At 64.9% G+C, this 16,663-nt stretch carries 12 protein-coding genes and 1 pseudogene; 3 read left to right on the top strand and 10 right to left on the bottom strand.

Features of this window, described 5'->3' with window-relative positions; translation table 11 throughout:
- Positions 1-89: 89 nt before the first annotated feature.
- Positions 90-887 (top strand): alpha/beta fold hydrolase, encoded by a 798-nt coding sequence (locus LDH66_RS02975; protein ID WP_226479588.1) that lies wholly within the window; start codon positions 90-92, stop codon positions 885-887.
- A 184-nt stretch (positions 888-1,071) separates the two neighbouring features.
- On the opposite strand, the gene LDH66_RS02970 is transcribed toward LDH66_RS02975, so the two are convergent.
- The 3 genes from LDH66_RS02970 to LDH66_RS02960 all read right to left on the bottom strand — a co-directional run bounded on the left by LDH66_RS02970 (position 1,072) and on the right by LDH66_RS02960 (position 3,598).
- Positions 1,072-1,233: a hypothetical protein gene (locus LDH66_RS02970; RefSeq protein ID WP_226479587.1), complete on the bottom strand. Its 162-nt coding sequence runs from the start codon at positions 1,231-1,233 to the stop codon at positions 1,072-1,074.
- A gap of 200 nt (positions 1,234-1,433) precedes the next feature.
- Complete coding sequence (locus LDH66_RS02965) at positions 1,434-2,612, bottom strand: redox-regulated ATPase YchF (protein WP_226479586.1); 1,179 nt, start codon at positions 2,610-2,612, stop codon at positions 1,434-1,436.
- A gap of 254 nt (positions 2,613-2,866) precedes the next feature.
- Positions 2,867-3,598, bottom strand: coding sequence for a GNAT family N-acetyltransferase (locus tag LDH66_RS02960; protein WP_226479585.1), 732 nt, complete (start codon positions 3,596-3,598; stop codon positions 2,867-2,869).
- Between the two features lie 259 nt (positions 3,599-3,857).
- Between LDH66_RS02960 and LDH66_RS02955 the strand changes: the two genes are divergently transcribed.
- The gene (locus LDH66_RS02955; protein WP_226479584.1) at positions 3,858-4,307 is read left to right on the top strand and encodes a hypothetical protein; all 450 of its coding nucleotides are present in this window, start codon (positions 3,858-3,860) and stop codon (positions 4,305-4,307) included.
- Between the two features lie 139 nt (positions 4,308-4,446).
- On the opposite strand, the gene LDH66_RS02950 is transcribed toward LDH66_RS02955, so the two are convergent.
- From LDH66_RS02950 to LDH66_RS02935, 5 genes and pseudogenes are all read right to left on the bottom strand, one after another.
- Entirely contained in the window at positions 4,447-5,013 is a 567-nt protein-coding gene (locus LDH66_RS02950) for a DUF7344 domain-containing protein (protein WP_226479583.1), read from the bottom strand.
- Between the two features lie 414 nt (positions 5,014-5,427).
- Positions 5,428-6,123, bottom strand: a complete 696-nt coding sequence (locus LDH66_RS02945) for a helix-turn-helix domain-containing protein (RefSeq protein ID WP_226479582.1) — start codon at positions 6,121-6,123, stop codon at positions 5,428-5,430.
- 471 nt (positions 6,124-6,594) lie between these two features.
- Positions 6,595-8,400: a PAS domain S-box protein gene (locus LDH66_RS02940; protein ID WP_425492904.1), complete on the bottom strand. Its 1,806-nt coding sequence runs from the start codon at positions 8,398-8,400 to the stop codon at positions 6,595-6,597.
- 69 nt (positions 8,401-8,469) lie between these two features.
- A pseudogene (locus tag LDH66_RS23215) lies at positions 8,470-8,856 on the bottom strand (response regulator); the annotation flags it as partial.
- Positions 8,857-8,966: 110 nt separating this feature from the next.
- Positions 8,967-9,902, bottom strand: a complete 936-nt coding sequence (locus LDH66_RS02935; protein WP_226479580.1) for an HhH-GPD family protein — start codon at positions 9,900-9,902, stop codon at positions 8,967-8,969.
- Positions 9,903-10,025: 123 nt separating this feature from the next.
- On the opposite strand from LDH66_RS02935, the gene LDH66_RS02930 reads away from it, so the two are divergent.
- Complete coding sequence (locus LDH66_RS02930; protein WP_226479579.1) at positions 10,026-10,349, top strand: ribbon-helix-helix protein; 324 nt, start codon at positions 10,026-10,028, stop codon at positions 10,347-10,349.
- A gap of 457 nt (positions 10,350-10,806) precedes the next feature.
- Here LDH66_RS02930 and LDH66_RS02925 read toward each other — a convergent pair whose 3' ends face one another.
- Together LDH66_RS02925 and han are read right to left on the bottom strand one after the other, a co-directional pair.
- The gene (locus LDH66_RS02925; RefSeq protein WP_226479578.1) at positions 10,807-14,535 is read right to left on the bottom strand and encodes a glycoside hydrolase family 97 N-terminal domain-containing protein; all 3,729 of its coding nucleotides are present in this window, start codon (positions 14,533-14,535) and stop codon (positions 10,807-10,809) included.
- Positions 14,536-14,746: 211 nt separating this feature from the next.
- Complete coding sequence (gene han, locus LDH66_RS02920) at positions 14,747-16,651, bottom strand: Hef-associated nuclease (protein WP_226479577.1); 1,905 nt, start codon at positions 16,649-16,651, stop codon at positions 14,747-14,749.
- Positions 16,652-16,663 lie beyond the last annotated feature (12 nt).

Raw genomic sequence — 16,663 nt, 5'->3', positions numbered from 1 at the left:
CGCCCGCGTATCGACTAGCAATCGGGCCTGAATTCGCGAGGAAGATGTAGTATGGAAACCATTTTCGAGATGTGGGTGAAAGAAACCGTATGGATCTCCCCGGAGAGTGGACTAGCGGAACCGTCTCCGTTACCGGTATCGAACTCCAGTACTATCGAACGGGGGACGGGCCACCGATAGTGATGGCCCACGGGATGTACAACAACGGCCGTCGCTGGATTCCGCTGGGTTCGGATCTCGCCGACGACTACGAGGTGATCGCGTACGACGCCCGCGGTCACGGTCGTTCGGACGCCCCGGAAACGGGATACGATATCGACGCTCGAGTCGCGGATCTCGTCGGACTCGTGGACGAGTTGGACCTCACAAACCCGTTTCTCGTCGGTCACTCGATGGGGGCTGCGACAGTTGCCTGGACGGCCGCGGATCATCCCGATCTTCCGCGCGGTCTGGTCCTCGAGGATCCGTCTCGGTTTCGAGACCCGCCGGAGATGAGTATGGAAGCGGCACGAGAAACGGCCCGCGAACATTTGCACGAGTCGAAAGCCCTCACTGTCGAGGAACGAATCGAACGGCACTACGATGACGATCGGTACGATCCTGAGCATAGCCGGCGATTAGCCGCATCGATCGACGAGTGTAGCCCCCACGTCGCAAAGTACGCCCAGGAACACGGATTAGTGACGGAAGCGTTCGACGAGATCACGAGTCCCACGTTAGTGTTGCGACGCGACGTCGACGTGGCGGACCGAGTGAAGGATCTAGACGCGGCCGATCGACTGACGAACGGTCGGCTCGTTCACGTTCCCGACGCCGGCCACTTCGTGTTTCGTGACGAGTACGATGCGGCGTACGCCGAACTTCGCGCATTTCTCCACCGAGTGTGAGCGGCCGGCAAATTCGGCTTCCACACGACTCCCGTCCGCTGTCGGAGTCCGCTATTGTGTTCGACACCCGTTTTCCAATCTATTCCCGACTGACTTTCGCGATCACTACGGATGCGGACTGAACACCCCAGTGACTCTCAGATGTGGTAGAAATATCCGTACAGCAATGCTCTATGCAGAGGCGTTAATTATCGTTCTCGGCGTTGGTTTCCGAGTCCCTCTCTGCGTCTTCCTCATCGCCATCAGCGCCTGGACCAAGCCCAGGCTCTGGTTCTTCATCTATCTCGTCTTTCGCAGCGTCAAGACCTTCTTCGTCGGAATCTTCTGACTTCGAATTATTCCCCATGGTACCAGGTAGCAGAGGCCGGATACAAAACGTCACCTCCTGCTATCTTTGGGGGAACTCCTCTGGATGAGTACTCAGTAAACGCGGATACTGAGCACCAGATTCAGTCAAATCTGAGGTGAATGAATGACGGTAGCCACGATAACTGTTTCAGTTGTACTGATCACCGCACTCAGTTAAAACAAGAGAAAATAGACGTACTAATTCGTGCTCACGATCTTGATCACGTCGCCCTCCTCGAGTTCGTACTCCTCGCCGATTTCCCGGTTTGTCTTGGCGTTGACCGCGTGTAGGTAGCCGTCGCCGATGTCGGAGTGGACGCTGTAGGCGAGGTCGACTGGTGTCGAGCCGTCGGGCAGCAGGAAGGCGTCGGGCAGGACGTTGCCGCTGCCGTCGGACCACTTCGAGGCGTCCTCGACCGGGTAGGCGGTGAGGTGCTCGAGCAGGTCGTAGACCGCGTGATCGAGCGCCGTCTGGACGCCGGTGCCGTCCCACTCGGCCATGGTGTCAGCGAGGTCCTCGAGGGCCTCGCGCTGGGCGTCGTTGACGTCGTCGCCGATCTCGATCGTCTCGTCGCCGGGATCGTACTCGATCAGGCCGTTGTCTGCGGCCCGGCGGAGCGCGAGTTCGCCCTCTGCGGTGGTGGGGATCACCGGCTTGTCGAGCTCGAGCAGGCGCTCGACGTTCTCCTCGGGCGCGACGTCGATCTTGTTCGCCGCGACGACGATCGGCTTGGTCCGGCGGCGCACGTCTCGGGCGAGCGCCTCGCGGTGTTCGTCCTCCCACTGGATCGGATCGTCGGGGTAGTCGAGATCCCGGAGGGTCATCGCGATCTGTTTGGGCGACGCGCCGAAGCCGGAGAGCATGTCCGCTAAGGCGTCGTCGATGTCGAAATCGGGCGAGCGGGACTTGCGCTCGACCGCCTCCCAGTTGCGCTCGACGATGCCCGCCAGCCAGAGGTCCATCTCCTCCTCGATGAAATCGATATCCTCGAGCGGATCGTGGTCGCCGATGTCGACGGGTTCGCCCTTCTCGTTGGTGCCGCCGGAGGCGTCGACGACGTTGACGATCACGTCCGCGTTCGTGAGTTCGTCCAGGAACTGGTTGCCCAGCCCTTTCCCCTCGTGGGCACCCGGGACGAGCCCCGCCACGTCCAAGAGTTCGACCGGGACGTAGCGCTTGCCGTCCTCACAGTTGTCGGCGTTACAGCGCTCGTCGCGCTCGAGACAAGGGCAGTCGGTCCGGACGTAGCTGACCCCGCGGTTGGCGTCGATCGTCGTGAAGGGATAGTTGGCGACGTCTACCTCCGCCATCGTCGCCGCCGTGTAGAACGTGGACTTGCCGGCGTTCGGTTTCCCGGCAAGTGCGATCGAAAGCATGCTGTTCCGTAGCCCCGTCTACAGGAATTGTCTTTCGGTTCCGCGAATCCCGCGGCGGTCTCGCGCCGGCTGCCGGCCGCCAGGAGTACCGACGGCCGCACTGCGCACTGCCGTGCGACGCTGCCCGTCCTCGCCGAGGCTCTCTTGGAGATCCGTGCAGGAAAGCAAGTCAGCCCGAGGCGACGTGTGGGTCTCCTCGTCGACGGACAACCGAACCTCGCGGTCCGCGTTCGACGGCGTTCGACGACGCTCTCCTAGAGTTCGACGGCCATCATCACCTCGTCGACGTAGTGACCGTTGAGTTTGTAGTGATCCTCTCGGATCGCCTCGGTCTCCCAGTCGTGTTCCTCGAGGAAGGCGATGGCCTCCTCGTTGGTCGACGGCACGCTCTGGTAGACCTTCTCGTAGCCGTTCGATCCGGCCCACTCGAGGCCGCGCGAGAGGAGATGCGAGCCGACGCCGTGGCCGCGGTAGTCTTCGAGAACGCCGACGGTGAGTTCGGCGGTGTGACTCAACTTCTCTAACTCGGGAGCGTGGAGGTGGACCCAGCCGACGACCTCGTCCTCGACCGTGGCGACGAAGAACATCCTGGACTGGAGTTCGTTGTGCCGGAGCAGGGCCTCCTCGTGGTCGATCTCGTCGGCGACGCTCTCGGCCTCGATGTAGGTCTTCTCCTCGACGACCCGTCGGATCGCACCGACGATCCCCGATAGGTCCTCCTGACGCGCCGGCCGAATGTGGAACTCGAGGTCCTCGGAGACGTACTCCTCCTCGGCACCCGCGTCGATCGTTACCCTGAGCGTCCCGTCTTCCTCCTCGATTCGGCTGTCCCGCTTGAGGATCGCGACGTGGTGGCGGAACCCGCTCGGATCGAGTCCGAGGCGCTCTCGGGTCTCCTCAGGGTCGACCGCTCCGTGCCGCTCGACGTACTCGTAGATCTCTTTGCGGTCCGCGTGACCGAACTCGAGCGTCTCAGTCGGTTCCATGCCACGCGCTACCACCCACCAATACTTAACGCTTGTCCGAGCGACACCCGCTGTCCGCTCGTTTCCGGTAGTGGCACGGTTTCTCGGCAGGTCGCGGCGGAAAGACGGTCGCGATCGGAGCCATCGGTCCCGACGGGACCGGCCTTAAGACGACAACTAGTACAGGCGGGGGGACTTCCACCGGTAGTTCATCGACTCGAGTGCGTGAGATGGCTGGCGTTTCGGTCACCGAACATCCGGCCGTGATCTCGCGTCTCCAATGATCGGATCGAACGTGGTGGTTGCTGGCTGTGCGCTCGCTCTCGCGGTAGCGATCGGACTGGTGGCTCACGAGTGGACGCACGCAGTGGTGCTCCGACTCGCACGCGTCGAGTACTCCGTCTCCTATTTTCCCGGGCGGACCGACGGACTCGTCGCGCTCCTGACGACCCGCCCCTGGGCCGCCGTCACCCCCCGTCCGACCGGCAGCGAACCCCCGTGGACGCTTCGACTCGCAGCGCTCGCCCCGTTCCTCCTCGCAATCCCTGTCTTCGGACTGGGCGCTGCCGGCTACGTGACGACCGAGACGCCGGTCGTCGCCGCGGCAGCGATCGGCTGGCTCGCCTGTGCGCTCCCGAGCCCGCAGGACTTTTCAGTCGCCGTTCACGCCCACCGGCTCCTCGAGCGGACCGCTGATCCGAACACGGGGGTCACTTCCCGCGCCGACTGACGGTCGTCGCGTGGCTCCCGCGTCCGAGTGCAGCTATCGCTCGCGTCCCGCATTCCGATGCCGTCGCTCGCTCGCGTTCCGTATTCTAATTTCAGTTCTCGCTCTCTTTCCGCGTCCGATAGCGGCCGTCGTCGAGGTACTACCGGCGAAAGACGCCGGTCGACCACGCGTGCGCGCCCGTGACGGTGGTAAACGCGGCGAGCACGATTCCCGCACCGACGAGCCCGGAGATCGGAACGCGTCCCGCCCCGATCGCGCCGACCAGCAGCGCACAGAGGCCGATCGTCGCCGCGTATCGCTGTGGCCACCGTTCGGACGACTCCGTCGCCCGTGGGGGATCGAGATACGAGTCCAACTGTGACGTCCGCGAGGTCGCCTCGACTCGGCCGCGATCCTTATCGTAGTCGACGATCCCGTGGTTGTCGAGTTTCGGCAGATGTGACTGGTACAGGGAGATGTAGACCCGCTGGCGTTCGTCGGAACTCAAGTGTTCGACCGTCGTGTTCTGTTCCCAGGCGGCCACCTGTTCGGCGAGCTCGCGCAACCGGACCGGGCCGTCCGCCTCGCGAAGATATCGGAGGACGTCTCGACGGCGTTTCGTCTGGAGGAGGTGGTAGATATCGTCTAGCGATAGATTCGACGGGGTTTCCCGCTCGATCGCTCGAGCGGACTCGTCGACGGTACTCGTCCGGCTTCGTCCGATCACTTCTCTCTTGTGAAGTGTATTTCAGTTCGACAGATAAAACTACGCACTTGTTACTAGTATTACATCTATCGTTCGAACGAAAACGGAGTCTGGGGTCACGGGGTGCCCCAATAGCCGTCCAGTGGTGACGCGGTCACACAGCCACGAATGACCGCAATCGGTAATTGAGCACGAGCGATCCACCGGCGTTCGCAGCGCGTTCGGCGCGTCGATCGGTCGGCACCGCGCCGACGAGAAAACTATTGTCATATCCAGCAATAAAGCTATCTATTGGGTCAAATACGCCCTTTTCGACTCGAGAAATGAAAATATATCGTTAAAACGGCATACAGATACGAGGGACAATTATCGAACGACGGTACGCACCGAGAAATCTGTTGAGATATCGAACTCGAGTCGAGGCGGCATCGCTTCTCAGGGATCGATTTCCATCGGTGCGCTTCGATCGGACAGTTCCGCGCTGACGAGGGCGGCGTGACTCCGGCGGAGCCGTTCCGACAGCGCCTGGTGTGAGATGTCCAGCTCCGCCGCTAACTCCTTGAGCGTCACGCCCCGCGGGACGTCGAAGTAGCCGAGTTCGTGGGCCTTACAGATCGTCTCGTACTGCGTTTCGGTCAGGGGCGTCCGCGCGCTCGCGAGGTCGTCTACGCCGCTGATCCGGGTGACGTCGGCCCCGAACTCGTACTGCTCGAGGAGTTCGTGACACGCCGACACCGACTCCCGGTCGTGAAAGAGTAGTTTCACCGTCCACCGCCCCTCTCGACCCCGAGCGGTCAGGATCGCACCGTCGTTTTCGGTGACGATCTGTTCGAACAGCTTCACGCCGTCTCCGAACTCGAGTCGGAACAGCCACCGATCTCCCGGGCCGGTCTCCGTCTCGGCGTCGGTCGCGGTGTCACCGTCGTCGGCCACGCTCGCGATCACGTCGACCGACGGATCCGCCTCGAGCGCTCGCCGAACGCTGTCGCGATCCGGGCCGCTCGTCCAGACGAGCGGTGGGGAGCCACCGATCATGCCGCCGATCTGGAATTCGAACGCCGACACTCGATCGAACGTGTGGGCGAGTCCGAGTCGATCTGCCGAAATCCCGAGTTCGACGACTGTGGTCATCACCGAAATCAACCACAGAGACGTATAGACGGGTTTGGTTACCGGTAGCCTTTCCCGCCACCCAATTCCAGTGACTGTCACTTTCACTCGAGGGTTCGTCGTAGTAACCTATTGTCTCACGGGCGGCTCTAAAGCGCCATTGCAGCCACACGGGGACACAGATTTCTCCGACCCGTCCCGAAAGTATAATTTCAGTATTATTTTTCCGGTCGGCCGGGAGACGACGACAACGGTCGACCAGTACCGAGTACCGCCGTTCTCAATCCCTGCAATTCCCGGGTAGGTACAAGTGGGGTCGCCTACTTTTTTCAGCAGGCCACTAATTGGAAATTGGCCGACAGGGAATGCACGGTGTCCGTCACCGCTTGCCGTTTCTCGACGGACTCTCCGGCGAACTGAGCGACCGCTCAGTCGCTACCGGCTCCCACGCGACCGCCGTCGCGCGAGCGTCACGGCGACGGTGATCGACTCTCAGCCGTTGGCGGCCGGTATCGCGACGGAAAAGGTCGCTCCCTCTCCGGGGGCGGAATCGACTCGAATCTCGCCGCCGTGGCGCTCGAGGATGCGTTCACAGAGCGCGAGTCCGATTCCGGTTCCCGCGTACTTCTCGCGGCTGTGGAGGCGGTTGAACACCTCGAAGATGCGGTCCTGGTCGGCGGGATCGATCCCGATTCCCTCGTCGGCGACGGACACGATCCACTCCGCTCCGTCGCGCCGTGCGGTGATGTCGATCCGGGGCGGTTCGTCGCCGCTGTACTCGATCGCGTTCGAGAGCAGGTTTTGGAACACCTGCCGCAGCTGGCTGGCGTCGCCTCGCACTCTGGGTAGCGAGTCGACCGCGATCTCGGCGTCGCTCTCGTCGATCTGGAGTCGCAGATCCTCGCGGACGTCGTCGACGACCGCGTCCAGCTCGACCGGCTCGAGGGGGTCGCCTCGGGTCTCGACCCGCGAGTATTCCAGCAGGGCGTCGATCATCTCGCGCATGCGGTCTGCGCCGTCGATCGCGAACGCGAGGAACTCTCTGCCGTCGTCGTCGAACGACTCCTCGTAGCGCCCCGCGATGAGCTGGAGGTAACTCGAGACCATCCGGAGCGGTTCCTGAAGGTCGTGCGAGGCGGCGTAGGCGAACTGTTCGAGGCGCTCGTTGGACTCCTCGAGTCGCGAAATCGTCTCCTCGAGTCTGCGCTGGTACTCCTTGCGTTCGGTGATGTCCTGGGCGACCGTCATCCCGGCGAAGATGTCGCCGCGTTCGTCGGCGATCGGAACGGTACGAACGACCCACTCCCGGCCGGCGTACTCGAGGTCGACCGATCGAGTTTCGCCCTCGAGGGCGGCCCGGACCGCCGGCTCGAGCGCCGCGGTCGTCGCCTCGTCCCACGGCTCGTCGAAACCATGACCCTCGACGTCGTCCGGGTCGACGGGAATGTCGGCGAATCCCTGTCCGGCCGCCAGCGTGTACTCGAGGTCGTCGTCGAACAGGGTGACGATGCCGTTCGGGAAGTGCTCGGCAAGCGTCCGGTAGCGCTGTTCCGATTCTCTGAGCCGGCGCTGGCGGTTCCGGCGCTCGGTGACGTCCCTGGCGATGGCGAGCACGTAGTCGCGCTCGAGATCGACGTACGAGACGTTGATCTCCACCGGAAAGGTGGACCCGTCTCGCCGCCGGTGCGCGCTGTCGACGGTCAGTTGACCCGCCGCTCGGAGCTCCGCGACGTGGGACTGCCAGGCGTTTCGATCGGCCATTTCGGTGTCGATATCCGGAACCGTGAGCCCGAGCAGTTCCTCCCGCGCGTAGCCACGACGTCGACACGCCGTGTCGTTGACGTCCCGTATCGCCCCCGTCTCCGGATCGATGACGAGGACGCTGTCGTTGGAGTGATCGAGCAGCCGCCGGAACAGCTCGAGTTCCCGTTCGCGCTCCTGGCGCTCGGAGATGTCTTGGACGACACAGACCAGGCCGCCGTCGTCCGTCTCGGTCAACGAGTGGAGTTCGGGGAACGTCGTCCCGTCGGCTCGCAGTCCGGTCGTGTGACCCTGCCAGTGTCCGTTCTCGTGGACGTTCGGAAGAATCTCCTCGTGGACCTGATCGGCTTCGCCCGCCGGGTACAGCGACTCCCAGTGGTTGCCGATCATCTCACCGGGCTCGTAGCCGTAGAGGTCGGCGTACTCCCGGTTGACGTAGGTGAAGTTCCCGTCCGCGTTCAGGAGACTGATCCCCTCGTGGGCGGTCTCGAGCGCGAGGTACGTCCGCCGACTCTCGAGTTCGGCCCGATAGCGCACGACCTCGTCCTCGATCCGGTCCGTCAGGGATGCCACTACGTCGCGTTCGTCGTCCCACCGAACGTAGTCGGTGACTCCCGCCGAAATAGCGCGGCTCGCGACCGCTTCGTCACCGGACGCGGTCAGCAGGATGAAGGGCAGCTTCGGCTCGACCGACCGCACTGACTCCAGCAGGTCGAGACCGGTGGTCCCCTCGAGGCGGTACTCGCTGATGACACACGAGATGTCCCTCTCGTCGAGCACCGCGAGCGCCTCCTCGCTCGAGGACGCCCCGTGGACCGTCAGCCGGACGTCAGTCTCTCGCTCCGTCAATCGGTCGGGAACGGCGGGCTGCTCAGAGCCGCCGAAACCGACGCAGAGGACCCGAATCGGTTCGACCGGCCCGCGTCTGGCGTGTTCGATGGACGATCGATCGAGCGCGTCCTGCTCCGGGTTCGAGAACGAGTGGCTTGTCATTGAAATCGACGAGGGATTGCAGAGATCGCTGTCGAATGAAGCTCCCGAGTCCGTAAAAGCGGTGCGGTCAAAATCCGGTTCGGCCTCGAGAGCAGTCAACGAACCGATTGTCAGCGGCGGAGACGCGCGACGGGTTCGCCGTCCTCGCCGCGCTCGAGGTCGACCAGCCCGTCCGACTCGAGGTCGGTCAGCAGGCCCGTGAGCCACTCGCGGCCGTACTCGCCGTCGGGCGCGTAGTCGACCCGGATGCGGTGACCGAGGGCGTCTAACTCGAGTTCGTCGTACTCTCGGAGCGTGCCGATCACGCGGCCGCGGAACTGCCGGCGGCTCCCCTCGAAACTCGGCTGCGTGGGAACGTCGGGGGCGGTGAAGTCGCCGCTGGCGTAGGCACCACACCACTCGCGCCAGGGGCAGCCGGCCTCGTCGCAGCGGGGGGTCTGCTCGCAGGCGACGCCGCCCAGTTCCATGATGGCGTTGTTCCAGACCCGCGAGCGCCCCGCTGGCATGAGCTCGCTCGCGGCGTCTTCGAATGCCGCGTCGTCGTCGGGAACGCCGAAGGCGCGGTAGAGCACCCGCTTGACGTTCGTGTCGACGACCGCGTCGCCGTTGTTGAAGGCGAAACTCGCCACCGCGTTGGCCGTGTACGGACCGACCCCCATTAGTTCCTGTAGCTCCTCGGGAGTCTCGGGGAAGTCGCCGCCGTATTCGTCTTCGACCTGTCCGGCGGCCTCGTGGAGGTACTTGGCCCGGTTGTTGTACCCCAGGCTGTGGTCCGTCCAGAACCCCACGACATCGGCGCGGTCGGCCTCGGCGAGGTCGGCGGTAGTCGGCCAGCGCTCGAGGAAGCTCTCCCAGGCCTCGACGACGCGGCCGAGTTGGGTCTGCTGGCTCATCACCTCGCTGACGAGGATCTCGTAGGGATCGTCGGTCCGTCGCCACGGGAAGTCGCGGTGGTCGTCCTCGTACCACTCGATCAGGGCCTCGCGAACGGCCTCGGGGTCGTCGGGCAGGGTCCACTCGTCGGCCGGTGCCTCGGCGTCACTCATCGGTCCCGCTAGCGACTGGGACGCCTTACTGGTGGCGGTCCCGCGCGAGCGCACCGCCGCGGTCGGTATCGCCGACGCGACGACCACGAAAGGCCTATCCGGCCCGCTCGAGTCCCCTCCCGTATGAGCCTCGACGATCTCACCGACGAAGTGTCGGACTCGTACACCGACATCGGCGACGACCTCTCCGTCTCGCTCGACCGCGAAACGCGAAACGAACTCGCACTGCTCGAGACCGCCTTAGAGCCCGAGGAGACGGACGAACTCGTCCGGCGGGCGATCCACATGCTCTTTCAGTCGACCGTCGACACCGGCAAGCTCGACTTCCAGCTGCGGTCGGCCTACGACGTGACGTATGACGAGTACCTCTCCGGGATGACCTTCGAGGAGATGACAGGTGCGGACCAGTATCCGTCGATGGACGACGAGCGACGGTACCAATTCTGATCACGTCTCGGGCAGTACTCCCTGTGAACTGAACGTCGTGATTTCCGACGCCTCATGCCGTGACACTACCACACGTTCTAGGATCACTATATGATTTCACCGCCATAATAGGTGAGCTTATCAGCGCTCAGTTCCTCCACCACTACATGGCAACCAGTCAACATTCACTCGAATCCGAATATCAGTGTCCCGAATGCGCGGGCTCGCTGTCGACCCGATACGAGTCGCTCGTCTGCGGCGACTGCGGTTACACGCCGCGTCACGGCGCCGACTAATCGCAACGCGCCCGGGTCTCGCAGTCACCGCATCGACCATGAACGATTCTCGAGTCGCGTTCGACACGTCTCCGTTCCGTCTGAGACGGTGAGGCCGTCCGAGACGGGGCTGAGAAGCCCGCTCGTCGCGGTCGGGCGCGTTCTCGTCGCTTCTCTGCTGCGTTCTTGCGACCGATTTCCGATCAGGCGTCGCGCAGCGAGACGAACGGCAGCGTCGCCCGTTCGTCGGCCGAGTAAGCCAGCGCCTCGGTCCGACTGACGCCCGCGGGCGTCAGCAGGTCCATCACGCGAGGCGCGTTCTCGGCCGCACCGGGGATAGCACCGCCGAACACGTAGTCCTCGGCGTCTTCGGCGACGGGACGAAGCGTACCCCGGTCCTCGGACTGGACCATCGCCACGACTTCCAGTTCCGAGACGTCGGTCTCCCCGAATGCCGCCCGATCGACGGCGAGCGTCACGGTGTTCGAATCGGTGTCCACGTCGTCCCGGACGGCGATCCCGTTGCCCTCGGCGTCGGTCAGCGGATTGCCGCCCGCGTCGACTGCGCTCTTCGTGAAGCCACTGACCTCGAGGCGGTAGTGCCACGCCGACTCGAACTCCGCTGTGAGCCCGAGATCGCCGATTTCGGCCGTCGTCCCGCCGTCCGTACTCGGATCGCGGAGCCACAGCACGAACATGTGTGGTGAGAAGCCCCGATCGCTTCCCCACGGGTCGTTCAGCGTCTCAACCGCGAACGAGAACTGGACGGTACTCGCGGTCCGCGTCACCTCGAACGACCGGAGGTCGAAGACGCCGTCCGCGAAGGCGTCCGCGGTCGGATACGTGTACTCGCCGGGGCCGTCGTCGTCGCCACTCGGGTCGTCGAACGAGGCGACGGTCTCCGGCGGGTTCACCGTCACCGACCGGCTGGCGAGAGTCTCCCCCTCGAGCGTCCGGACGGTCACGTCGTAGGTTCCCGCGGCGTCGATCGACGATCCGAACGCGAACGACTCGTCGGTCGCACCGGGCGCGAACCGAACGTTCTCGATGTCGACGACCTCGCCGTCGACGACGAGTTCCACGTTGGTCCCGCCGATGTAGTCCCCGTCGTTCGACCCGGTCGCTGCGACGAACGGCTCTCGAACGAACGTCTCCGCGTCGATCGACACGGCGAGGTCCTGCGAGGGTCGCTCGTAGGTCGGCAGTCTCTCGAGGTCCTCTCGCGTCGCCGGGCGGAGCCGAACGGCGGTGCCGCCGGAGCCGACCGTCGACGCCAGTAGCGTCGTGGAGTCGTCGACGAGGGCCTCGTCGATGCGGACGTCCTCGAGGTTCCCGTCGTAGTCGGCGTCGATGCCGTCCGAGTAGATCTCGGCGACGTACGTCCCTTTCGTGTGGCCCTTCCCGCGGCCCTTTCCGTGACCCGTCCCCTCGCTCTTCTCGTGGCCGCGCCGTCGGCCCGGTGCGGACTCGAGGAAGTCGAGCGGGACCTCGAGCGCCCGGCCGTGCTCGTCGGTCATCGCGCCGACGTACCACTCCTCGCCCTTCCGCCGGGCGGTGATCATGTAGTCCCCGATCGACGAATCCAGGACGCGCGTGTCGTCCCAGCCCGCGGCCGGGACGTCCTCGATGAACCGGAACGCGGGGACCGTGGGTCCGGTGATCGGCGGCTCGTCCGGCTCGGGCATCGGCGCACCGGGTTCCGTGACGGCGATCGAATCGAGGTTGAAGCCGCCGGTGTCCCCCTCGGTCAGCGCGAGGGAGAGGTGGGTCTCTCCGGCCTCGAGCGAGACGGTCGTCGCCGTCGCGGTCCAGACGTCCCAGTACTCCGTGCCCGGAACCGAGAGCCGTTCGACCGGCTCCCCGTCGACTCGGAGCGTCGCCGTCGCGTCGACGCCGTCGGCGAGCCCGTTGTCGGCCTCGTAGTTCGCCACCCGGAGGTGGACATCGTACTCACCGGCGTCGGCGTCCTCGAGCGTCCAGCTGGCCGACGCGCCGCTGTCGACGCTGTTGGCGTCGAAGGGGACGTACGCCTCGCCTCGTGCATTGGCCCACTCCGACTGGGTGACGAACCCGTCCAGGTCGGCGTGTTGGGCCTGGGCGACCTCGCCGACACTCAGTGTCGCGGGCTGGTCGGCCAGATACGAACTCGGCAGGTCCGCGACCATCTGGAGACCGCTGAAGTAGGTCGGGTACATCGCGAGCTGTTTGGCCCGCGTCGTCTCGATGCCGCCGGAGCCGGAGTCCGTGTCGAAGATGCCGGGAGTGTACTCGACGGGACCGCCGAGCATCCGCGTGAATGGGAAGGTCACGTGGTGGCTCGGGCTGACGTCGCCGAAGGCGTCGTACTCCTGGCCTTTCACGCCCTCCCGGGTCATCAGGTTGGGGTAGGTCCGCCGACGACCGGTCGGGTGGATCGGTTCGTGAACGTCGAGCATCTGCCGATTGGCGGCCGCCCGCTCCGCGACCAGCGTGTGGTGGTTGACCAGCACCTGATTGTGGTGATTGTACCCCTCGTCGGCCAGATTCCCGTCGTCGGCGACGTAGCCGCTCTTGATCGTCCGGATACCGAGGTCGTCGTACAGTCCGAACACCTCGTCTATCTGTGACTCGTAGTTGCGGAAGTCCCCCGCCGTCTCGTTGTGCATCGTCATCCGGGTCGGGGGCTCGAGGCTCGCGCCGTAGTCGGTCACCGCCTCGAGATCGAAGTCGGGATACGATTCCGTGAAGTCTAACTCGCTTCCGTCGCCCGGGTAGCTCGACCAGCCCCGGTTCCAGCCTTCGACGAGCACGCCCGAAATGCCGTGCTCGCTCGCGAAGTCCATGTACTGCTTCGCTCGCCCGGTCTGGGCGCCGTGATTCCCCGTCCGTGGCCCCCGATACTCCCAGTCGGCGCGGCCGGTGATCATCAGCCACCAGACGCCGATGAACTTCTGGGGCTCGATCCAGTCGGTCCCCTGCGTGAACACGTCGTCGCTGTAGTCCTCGTTGAGATTGACGATGAGGTTCGATTCGACGAGATCGCCCGGCCGCCGACCGAGCTGGACCGTCCGCCACGGCGTCGCGTGGGGCGCGGACGCGGACACCTTCGTCCCGTCGGGCAGCGGTGCCAGCGTCGACTCGAACTCGGTGTCGCCGCTCCCCTGCGGCGCGATCGCCAGCGACGCGTAGTCGTCGAGGTTCGCCTCGTGGACGCTGACGTAGTGGCCGTCGTCGGTGCGCATCGTCATCGGCGTGTGGACGCCGTCGAACTCGCCGCCCGCGTCCGCTTCGAGCGTCGATTCGATCTCGCTCAGCGGGGTCTCCTCGTACTCGACCTCGAAGTTGTCGTAGTCGTTGGGAATCCACCACGACTCGTAATCGCCCGCGAAGCTGTACTCGGTCCGTTCGGCGGTGATGACGAACGGATCGCCGAAGCGCTCGTCGAAGAGGAACCGGAACCCGACTCCGTCGTCGAACGCCCGAATCTCGAGGGTGCCGCCCCGGCCCGGATTCGCGGTCTCCTCGAGGCCGAGTCGGAGTTCGGCGTAGCGTTCCTGGATCTCGTCGTACCGGTCCCAGACCGGGTCCCACGTCGTATCGACCGTCCTCCGATCGCTCCCAGTGACGGTGACGTCGGCCGCGTCGCTGCCGACGCCGAAGGCCGGCCGGTTCCGGAACTCGAAGCCGAGGCGCGAGGAATCGATGACGGTCGTCCCCTCGAACGAGACGCTGTAGGTCGGCGTCCCGCCGGCGACGTCGACGGTGACGGCCACGCTCCCGTCGGGCGAGGATACCGTCTGAGTCGTCGCGTCGTCTCCCTCGCCGACCGGCGCAGCGGCGTCCGCCGACACGTTCAGCGAGTACGCCGTCGCCGCGAACAGCGACGCCATGCCGCCGAGCAGTCCGCGCCGTCGATACTGTCCGAATCTGTGGTGTGATCTTTCATCATCCATACGCACTCGTACGTCCCGATACGTTCACTAAAAATTTACTACGAACCGAAAGACGATGGGCGGCGGCGCGCAGCGAGCGGTCGAGCGGGAACGGGAACCGGCGTGAGAGCGACGCAACGGATCCTCAAACTGGATCTTATCGAGTGGTTCGGAACTCGTCAGCCGTCGCTGACCGAGTCGAAACAGCCGAAAAGAGCGATCGATCGGCCGGTCAGTCGTCGATCGGGGCCGCGCTCGAGAGCGCTTCGTCGATGTCGGCCTCGGCCATCTTCTCGACCAGAGCGTCGATCACTTCCTCGCGCTTGCCGGTGACGAACTTGATCGAGCCGACGACGAGGTGCCCGCCGCCGGAGACGCCGCCGCCCGCGATCTCGGCCTCGAGTTCGGAGACCATGTTCGGGATGTCCAGTCGAACGCCGTCACTGCGGAGCACGGCGAAGTCCGGGCCGTAGCCGACCGTGATGACCGGGTCGCCGGTCTCCTCGATCTTGCGGTCGTGGATCTCGCCGGTGGTCTTCCCGGGTGCGGGGTAGGTAAACCGGTGGGCGTGGTTCTCGACGTCGATCCGGTAGAGGTGAGCTCCGTTCTCGAGCGTCTCGTGCTCTAAATGGGGCATCGCGGCGTCGAGTTGCTCGTCGACCTCCTCGCGCCCGCGCTCGGCGAAGAAGTCGACGAGGTCGCGGTGGCGCTGTTCGTCGTCGCTGTCGACCTGCAGGAGGTCCTGAATCAGTTGGTCGCCGGAGTTGTAGCGCAGCCAGAACGCGGCGTAGTCCAGCGCTTCGCTGACGTCCTGCAGGCGGTTCTCGTCGTACCCCTCCTCGTCGGCGAGGTCGAGGTAGTCGTCCATCGCGTCGGCCTTCGAGCGGTCCGAGAGGCCGGCGACGGCGGGGACGTGGCGGAGTTCGTCGCCGAGATCGGGGTAGATCATCCGCGCGAGTTCGACGCAGAGCATCCCCGTCGTGATCCGGTAGTCCTCGTCGTGAAGGTAGGGGTTCACGTGGGCGTCGAGTAAGTCCTCCACCGCCTCGGGATCGGGGTGGTGGTGGTCGACGACCGCGATCGGGATGTCGTAGTGGGCCAGCGTCTCGTAGGCCGGGACGTCCTCGGCCGTCGAGCCGTTGTCAAGCATCAGGAGGAGCGGGAGTTGCTGGCCGTGTTTCTCGCGGTCCTCGAGCGCGAAGTTCAGGTCCCGCGTGGCGTCTTCCATCTCGTAGAACGGCGCTTTCGCCGGCAGCCGCTTGATGAGGTGGCGCGGCGCGTCCTCGTCCTCGTGGACGTCGGCGATGAACCGCTGGAGCGCGATCTGGACGGGGACGGCGGCGCACATTCCGTCGCCGTCGGCGTGGTGGCGCACGCGGATCGGTCGTCCCTCGAGGACCGTCCGACGGAGCAGTCGGGCGACCTCCTCGAGGTTGGGGCGGAGCTTCTCGAACGCCGGCCAGTCGATCAGGGGGTCGACGTCGTGGGGCTCGGCGCGCTCTTCGAGGGCGTCCTCGAGTCGCTCGCGGGCCGCCTCGGCGTCCTCGTCCTCGAGTTTCGAGAGGCCGTCGACCTCGATCTGGACGGAGCCCTCGCGGTGTTCCGGCGTGCCGGTAATGCGAACGACGTCGCCGACCTCGATCGAGGGGTAGGCGCGGACGCCGGCCTCCTCGAAGGCGGCGCAGGGAACGACGCCGTACTCGTCGGCGACGTGGAAGATCGTCGGGCCGCCGGTCTGTTTGACCTGCGTGACCGTCCCTTCGAGGTGGATCTGTTCGCCGATGGTGCTCTCGAGGCGGTCGGTCCCGGTCAGGGAGTAGTCGTGGCCGACCGTCTCGACCGTATAGTCGTCGATATCGACTGGCTCGAAGGCCATATCGCCGTTCTCGCGAACGCTCTCGAGTTCGACGACGAGTTCGTCGCCGACGGCGTAGGTGCCCTCGAGGACGGATTCGTGGACGAGGCCGGAGACGGAGTCGGAGAGATCGACGAAGACGCCGTAGTCGACGATGCCGTTGATCTCGGCGAGATAGGGGCGGCCTTGCTCGACGTCGTCGGCGGTACAATCGGAAGCGAGATCGTAGACGACGGAATCCCCGTCGTCTGCGCCGGGTTCCCCGGCGGAGTCACGCGTCATCTTGATTCGCCC

Source organism: Natrinema amylolyticum (assembly GCF_020515625.1).
GTDB lineage: Archaea > Halobacteriota > Halobacteria > Halobacteriales > Natrialbaceae > Natrinema > Natrinema amylolyticum.
This window is presented reverse-complemented; position numbering and strand designations above follow the sequence as displayed.